The organism is Acidocella sp. (genome assembly GCF_028687955.1).
Classification (GTDB): domain Bacteria; phylum Pseudomonadota; class Alphaproteobacteria; order Acetobacterales; family Acetobacteraceae; genus Acidocella.
The window spans coordinates 1-7166 of record NZ_JAQTZC010000088.1 but is presented as its reverse complement, the minus strand read 5'-3'; the positions used below and the strand labels follow the sequence as shown (position 1 = coordinate 7166).

5 protein-coding genes, 1 tRNA gene and 1 pseudogene are annotated in these 7166 nt (G+C 60.3%); 4 read left to right on the top strand and 3 right to left on the bottom strand.

The features are described 5' to 3' along the window. Window positions 1-38: 38 nt before the first annotated feature. Together PHE40_RS10090 and PHE40_RS10085 are read right to left on the bottom strand one after the other, a co-directional pair. Complete coding sequence (locus tag PHE40_RS10090) at window positions 39-233, bottom strand: hypothetical protein (protein ID WP_299961389.1); 195 nt, start codon at window positions 231-233, stop codon at window positions 39-41. A gap of 114 nt (window positions 234-347) precedes the next feature. Next, a complete protein-coding gene (locus PHE40_RS10085; RefSeq protein ID WP_299961388.1) occupies window positions 348-986 on the bottom strand; it encodes a hypothetical protein in 639 nt (212 codons plus the stop codon). A 332-nt stretch (window positions 987-1318) separates the two neighbouring features. On the opposite strand from PHE40_RS10085, the gene PHE40_RS10080 reads away from it, so the two are divergent. The 4 genes from PHE40_RS10080 to PHE40_RS10065 all read left to right on the top strand — a co-directional run bounded on the left by PHE40_RS10080 (window position 1319) and on the right by PHE40_RS10065 (window position 6521). Next, window positions 1319-3667 (top strand): hypothetical protein, encoded by a 2349-nt coding sequence (locus PHE40_RS10080; RefSeq protein ID WP_299961386.1) that lies wholly within the window; start codon window positions 1319-1321, stop codon window positions 3665-3667. A gap of 97 nt (window positions 3668-3764) precedes the next feature. Next, on the top strand, window positions 3765-4295 hold the full coding sequence (locus PHE40_RS10075) for a glycine cleavage system protein R (RefSeq protein WP_299961384.1): 531 nt from the start codon (window positions 3765-3767) through the stop codon (window positions 4293-4295). Window positions 4296-4535: 240 nt separating this feature from the next. Beyond that, a tRNA-Arg gene (locus tag PHE40_RS10070) sits at window positions 4536-4612 on the top strand. Between the two features lie 367 nt (window positions 4613-4979). After that, window positions 4980-6521: a 4-hydroxyphenylacetate 3-hydroxylase N-terminal domain-containing protein gene (locus PHE40_RS10065; RefSeq protein WP_299961382.1), complete on the top strand. Its 1542-nt coding sequence runs from the start codon at window positions 4980-4982 to the stop codon at window positions 6519-6521. Between the two features lie 66 nt (window positions 6522-6587). Here the strand turns inward: PHE40_RS10065 and PHE40_RS10060 are convergent. After that, a pseudogene (locus PHE40_RS10060) lies at window positions 6588-6773 on the bottom strand (IS110 family transposase); the annotation flags it as partial. Window positions 6774-7166 lie beyond the last annotated feature (393 nt).

Sequence of the window (7166 nt, the reverse complement as noted above, 5' to 3'; positions counted from 1 at the left end):
GACCTAGTGGGACACGTCCTTGAAAATGCCGTGGCCCACTAGTCGTCATCGCCGCCGCGCCAGCCCCAGCCGCCACCCACAACCACGCCAACCGGCGGCGCCACCGCATAGCCCGGACCATAGCCGTAACCGCCCGGGTAATACACGCAGCCAGCCAACGACACGCTTACGAGAACCACGGCAGCAATCTTCACCAAGGCGCGCGACGAAAATTTCATGGTTCGGAAAGACATTGGATACTCCTCAAATTTATGCGAATGAACGCAACCGCGACAGGCTGGACGTATCGGCAATTTAAGGCAGGTTTACGGCAGCAAGCAGGCGCGATTGCAAACAGCGCATAACCGTTATTTGAGGCGGCGCACCCGTGCCTGCAAGGCTTTGCGCGCCCGCGCGGCATCCCGGCCCACCTCAAGCAGCCTGGGGATCTGCCCCGGATGCCGCAGCACCGAAAGCAGGATGCGCGGCAGGTCAATCCGTCCGTTCTCTTTCAACCCCTCCAGCGCGGCGGGCGGCAGGGCGCGCTCGGCCGGGTCCGCCACCGCGCGCAGCACCGCGAAAGGCACGCCGCGCGCGCTGGCTGCGCGTGCGACGGCGCCGGATTCCAGGTCCACGGCATCAGCTCGCCCGCGGCGGTACAGCAGCGCCTTGTCGCCGGGCGAAACGACGATTCGGTGCCCCGCCAGCATCGGACGGCCCGTGGAGCCGCCCAGCCGCTCCATCAGCCAAGTGTCGCATGTGTAGGTCTGTGTGCTCTCAAACACGGCTGATGGCACTAGCACCGTTCCTGGTTTCAGGCCGGGCCGCAGCCCCCCGGCGAGACCAAAGCTCACCAGCGCCTGGGCGCCCCCGGCTACTAAAGCCTCTGCCGCGCGCAACGCCCCCTCCGGCGTGCCGCCGCCCACCGCAACCGCGAAACCCGTCTGGCGTAGCAGCTGCGCCTCAGCGGTCAGGCCGGTGACAAACCCTATTTTGCTGTTCTTCATGCCAGGCTTTTACCATAACAAGCCTGTGGCGGAAAATTATCCTTACCGGCGCAACCCTCTGAAACCAGTCGCCAAATCCCGGGTTTCGCGGCCCAGCACGGACCTTCCTCCGCCCGCTGCGGATGGCTGCCGGCGGAACGCCGGCGGCGTGCCGTGGAGAAAATTAAAATTCAGTTTATTAAATTTTTATTTATCCGGCTCAAATTAATTGTCCATTATGTTTCTTTGTGTACATATACTCAAGGTAGTAAATATGTCCAATTACGCCAAAACACAACTCTGAATATGAATCGCCCTGACAAAAAATGCTTTGACTAAGACAGGAAAATTTCATGGCCGCAACCGTCACCCTCTCCGGGCCTGCCTATTATGCGAGCAGCTACAAAACCATCAGCGTACAATCAGGCTCAGTTGTGGTCAGCGGCGATGGCGATACGGTGCTAAGCAGCGCCTCCGATGTCGGGATCATACTCAAAGGCAGTAGCGGGCTCATCAGCGTCACCGGCTCCCACAGCACCATCACAGCCGGCATCCCCTCGTTCGGTGCCTCGAACTATGACAGTCTTTATCTCGGCGGGAATTACAACACCGTCGCCGACTATGGGTTTTATGGCGGCGGGGTCACCATCAACGGCAGCCATAACACCGTCGCTTCCAGCCAGAAGACTGAATCCGCGAATGTCGTCGTCAACGGCTCGTACAATACGATCAACAGCCTGTACCTGGGCGGCAACATGACGGTCAACGGCAGCAATGAGACGATCATCGTCGGCGCCGTCAACATTGTTGTAAACGGCAATAACGACACGATAACTTCGGTGAAGGCCAAGAGCATCGTTGATACCGGCAACAACAACACCTTCGTCAACGAGGCAGTTCCCGGGCAGCCTCTTCCCTATGGCCTGCTCAACGGCAACGGCACGGCGGGAACCAACACAACCCCAGGCGCCATGGTCTCCATTACCGGCTCTGGCACCAGCCTTACCTCCTTTACCGACAATAACACCGTGGTGGCGGGTGGCGGGCAGAACACGGTCTCTGCCCTGAGTTACAATAATGCGATCTCCGTCAGCGGCAGCCAGTCCTCGGTGCTAACCCAAAGCACCAGCGAAACCATTGCCGCCTCGGGCGCCGGCGACACTATCTCCGCCGCCCCCGCCTCAGGGGTGAGCGTGAGCCCAACCGCGCCGTCGGCGGTCATCAGCCTATCTGGCAATTCATCGGTCGGCACCGTCTATAACGCGGGCACGCCGATCGTCGATGTGGCCCCGGCCTCCTTTCCCGTCATCATCAATATCGCGAACAGCAATGTCAGCGTCACGGCCAATGCCGGCCAGACGATCAACGACTCAATCGGTGGCAATCATTTCTCGATTTCGGCGGCCAGCCTCGTGAACATCTCTGGCAACGATACCCTGCAGGTTGCCGACGGCACGAACCTCTCACAAGACAGCATCAGCGGTTCCGTCGTCAACTTCGGTTCGAACGACCTTTTCTACGGCATGTCAGGCCAATTCACGAACGCGAAGAACACGCTCAACGTGACCGGCAACAACAACACCGGCATATTCTACGGTGCCGACCAGGACACGCTAAACGAAAACGGCACCGGCAATCTGTTTATCCTCGAGGCGGGCGGCGGCACGGGCACAACCGGCGGCGCCATCAATGTTTCCGGCGACAACGCGTTCATCACCATGAGCGGCAACAATACCATCAACGCCAGCAACGGCGCGCAGATGGTTGTTCAGGCCAACAACAACGTCATCACCGGCTCTAACATCAGCCTGCAAATCATGGGTACGGGCAACCAGGTCAACCTAACCGGGCCGGACACTGTCTCCAGCGCCAGCCCCTATACCTACGACAGCACGTTCGCCCCCAACCAGACCACGCAGAACTCATTCACCGTGCAGGGTGGCGTGTTTTCTCTCGGCGGCCTGGATAAGCTTCTGCAAACCCAGGGCGCGGCGCAGATCACCCTGTTTGGCGGCAATGCCGTCACCCTTTCCGGCGCCAACGATACCGTAACCGCCGGGGACCAGATTTACGGCGGCAACACCATCGTCAACAACGGCGCTAATAACCTGATCGCCCTGCAGGAAACCAATTTCGCCGCCGATACCATCATCGCCAGCGCCAGCACCACCGTCACACTGACCGACATTCCCGGAATGCATATCGGCGGCAACTCCGGCAACGCCATTGAAAAACTCACCTTCATCGGCTCAAGCGGCACTTCCAGCACTATCCTCGGCAGCGCCAGCAATGCCGCCATCACCATGTCCGGCGGCGCCAGCAGCGCCAACGCCGTATATGGCGGCTTTGGCGGCGGCAACAGCCTGAACGGCGGCACTGGCGGAGCAAATCTGTTTGTGGCGGGCGGCGCCAACGATGTCCTGATCGGCGGCAGCAGCGGCAACAATACCCTCGTGTCAGCGGCGGGCAATGAAACCTTCTTCACCGCGGCAACCAGCACAGACCTCATCTCCATCACCGGCGGGGGCGGCACCGATATGCTGCAGGCATTCAGCGGCAGCCTGCAACTGGCGAGCAATCTGAGCGTTCTGAACGAGACCACGCTCGCCGGCTCGCTCAACGTCACCCTCAACGACGGTACAAAGCTCATCTTCTCCGGGCTGGCGAGCGTAACCCAGAACGGCGGCCTGTTCACACACTAACTCCCCCCGCAACCTCTTCTGGCAACCAACACGTCAGGCGAGTTCACCCATGCGCCGTTCCATGATACCCTGGAGCGAAACAACCAGGAGGTGCGCCATGACATCATCGCTCGTGCTCACATTCGTCTCCCACGACAAACCCGGCCTCGTGAACGCCATTTCAGAGAAAATCGCCACCGCCGGGGGGAGTTGGCTGGAGAGCCGGCTGTCGCGGCTGGCGGGGGAGTTCGCCGGCATTGTGCTCATCAGCGTGCCAGACGCCAACGCCTCCGGCCTCACCGCCGCCCTGCACAGCCTGGAGGAAACCGGGCTGCGAATTACCGTGGCCCACACGACCCTGGCAGAATCCGCACTCAGCTACCGGCCCCTGGAGCTTGAACTCCTCGGGCAGGACCGCCCGGGAATTGTACGCGACGTCACCCACGCCCTGAATCAGCTTGGCGCCAACATCGAAGAATTCAGCAGCAGCATTGAAAGTGCGCCTTTCACCGGCGAGACAATGTTCCGCGCCGCCGCGCGCCTGAGGGTGCCGGGCGGCGTCACCACCGAGGAAGTCCGCAAAATTCTGGAACGCCTCACCGAGGAAATGATGGTTGATCTTGCCGCCAGCGAAAGCGAGGACGCTTAGCTGGAGTCTGAAGCGCGCTCAATTTTATGAAATTTTGCGTCCCTGCGGCTTCATCCCCGCAAGCTGCAAGGCCCGCCGGCCAGCGGCAGGCCGCAAACGGACTGAAACCACACTCTTTGCTTCCCCCGGGCGGTACGCTAAAAAGGCTACGCAAGCATTTCGCGCCTGCCCTTTTTCGCGTACCATATGAATACCAGTGCTTGATTTTGACCCGTTAAATTCAAGCTAAGTCTTTGATAAGTCTCCGTAGCTCAGCAGGATAGAGCACAGGATTCCTAATCCTGGGGCCGTGGGTTCGAATCCCGCCGGGGACGCCAATGCCGTAGAATTGTTTGGATGCCATTCGCGGAAACCATCTGGGCTGGCGGTCATGAGGCCGCGTCAACAAGCCGGACACATGACCGCATTCGTGCCGCCGCCAACTTCTTGCAATGTCGCTCTTGAATCCAGGGCCGTTCCACACATGCCTGCAACGTCCTGAACCGGATGACCGGCCTCGGTATGCCGGTGTCCGTAAGAGTCAAATAAACGCCTCTACCATGGCGATTATCAACCCTGACACGACTCATGCAACAACGCCAGTCGATTGTATATTGACAGAATCTTTTTTCGTCGCAGGATCGATTCACCATAAACGCGTCGCCCGTTTCCCGGCGAGCGTATCAACAACAGGGAGGAAACATCATGGACGGATCGAACCCGGCGACCAAGCCCTTCACGGGGGCGGAATACATCGACAGCCTGGACGACGGGCGGCGTGTCTACTTGCAGGGCGAACGCGTCGCGCGCGTGGCAGATCATCCGGGCTTTCGCAACTCGGTGCGGTCGGTTGGGCTGTGGTACGACACCTTTCACGATCAGTCGGGCAACATCGGCGTGACGACCGACACGGGTTCTAACGGGCTGACTCATCCTTTCTTCCGCGGGGCGCGCTCGGCCGAGGACATGGTCAAGTCTGCCGAGGCGATCATGGCCCTGCAACGGCCGGCCTATGGCTGGATGGGCCGGGCGCCGGACTACAAGGCCAGCTTCCTCGGCACATTGGGCTGCAATGCCGATTTCTACGGCGATTACGCCGACAACGCCCGGCGCTGGTATCGCGAGAGCCAGGAGCGGCTGCTTTACTGGAACCATGCCATCGTGAACCCGCCCATTGATCGCAACCGCGCGGTGGAGGACGTGCGCGATGTGATCATCCATGTCGAGAAGGAAACCGACGCGGGCGTCGTCGTCTCGGGGGCGAAGGTTGTCGCCACCGGATCGGCGCTGACGCATTACAACTTCATCGCCCATTACGGCATCCCGCTGAAGGATCGCAACTTTGCCATTATCTTTGGGGTCCCGATGTCGGCCCAAGGCATTTCGCTGATCGCGCGCACTTCCTACGAACTCAACGCGGCGCGGAACGGATCCCCCTTCGACTATCCCCTGTCATCCCGGTTCGACGAGAACGACTCGATCCTCGTCTTCGACAAGGTGCTGGTGCCGTGGGAAAACATTTTCCTCTATGGCGATGTCGATGCGGCGAACGGCTTCCTTACGCGCTCGGGTTTCCTGGAACGCGCCATCCTGCACGGGGCGTCCCGGCTGGTGGTGAAGCTCGAATTCATCGCTGGGCTGTTTGCCAGCGCCGTCAAGGCAACCGGCACCGCCGATTTCCGCGGCGTGCAGACCGGCGTTGGCGAGGTGCTGGGATGGGCCTACCTCTTCCGCTCGCTGGTCGATTCCATGGCCGGCAACCCCGAACCATGGCACGGAACGGATGGCCACGTGCTGCCCAATGCCCATGCCATGCATGCAGCGCGCATCTTCGCCGGGCAGGCCTATGGCCGGATCAAGGAACTCATCGAACGGCACGTTGCGTCGGGCCTGATCTACCTGCCCAGCTCTGCCGCCGACTTCCGCAACCCGGAAATATCGGGCTACCTCGATCGCTTCGTTCGCGGATCGGGCGGCATGGTCGCGCTGGACCGGGTCAAGCTTCTCAAGCTGCTGTGGGATGCCATCGGCACTGAATTTGGCGGCCGGCATGAACTTTACGAACGCAATTATGCCGGCAACTTTGAAAACCTTCGGGTCGAGGCGCTGATGCATGCCACCGCCACGGGCCGGCTAAAGAAGATGACCGACCTGGTTGACAAGTGTCTTTCCGACTATGATGTCAACGGATGGACGAGCGACCGCTGGTTGGGCAACGATGACCTGCGCGCGGCCTCGCGATCGTGACGCCAGGCCTGCACGCGGCCGACAAGGATTGCATGGTCGCCCGCGGTGATATTCTGTTCGACACGGACGGCGAAGCATCTCCCGGTGCTTCACGACGATTGTCGCAGCCTGCTCATCGGTTGTCTTCACCGGGACCGTCCGCATGCTTGGCCGGGATGCCGCCTCGGAGATCGCTTCCGCATCATTGCGGTCATTCTTGTTGCGTTTGACGAAGGGCTTTACGTATTGCGGCGGGATCAGCTTCACCCGGTGATCCATCACGCCATACAGGTCAATTGAGCGACCTTATCTTGGCATCTGATGCCGTGGGCCGTTCCACCCCAACAGTTCTCAGCGCAAATCAACATCCTCGAAGAAACCTGCACCGCAATCGGCCAATCACTGGAAAAATTCAGCACCACAGAGTGCGAAAATTATACCAGTCAGCCTTAAGGCTGACTGGTATGACCCGCTTGCAGCCGCGGCCCGTGCATCCGAAGAAAGACGCTGAGGCCGAGGCGAGTTTTAAAAAAACTTCCCCAACCTGGTTCGCGAAGCCCTGCTGAACACGACTGCGGGCACGTCGATCGAGATATGGTTCCAGGACGAAGCGCGCGTCGGCCAACAGGGAACTCATGCCTACATCTGGGCTCCGACCGGCTCACG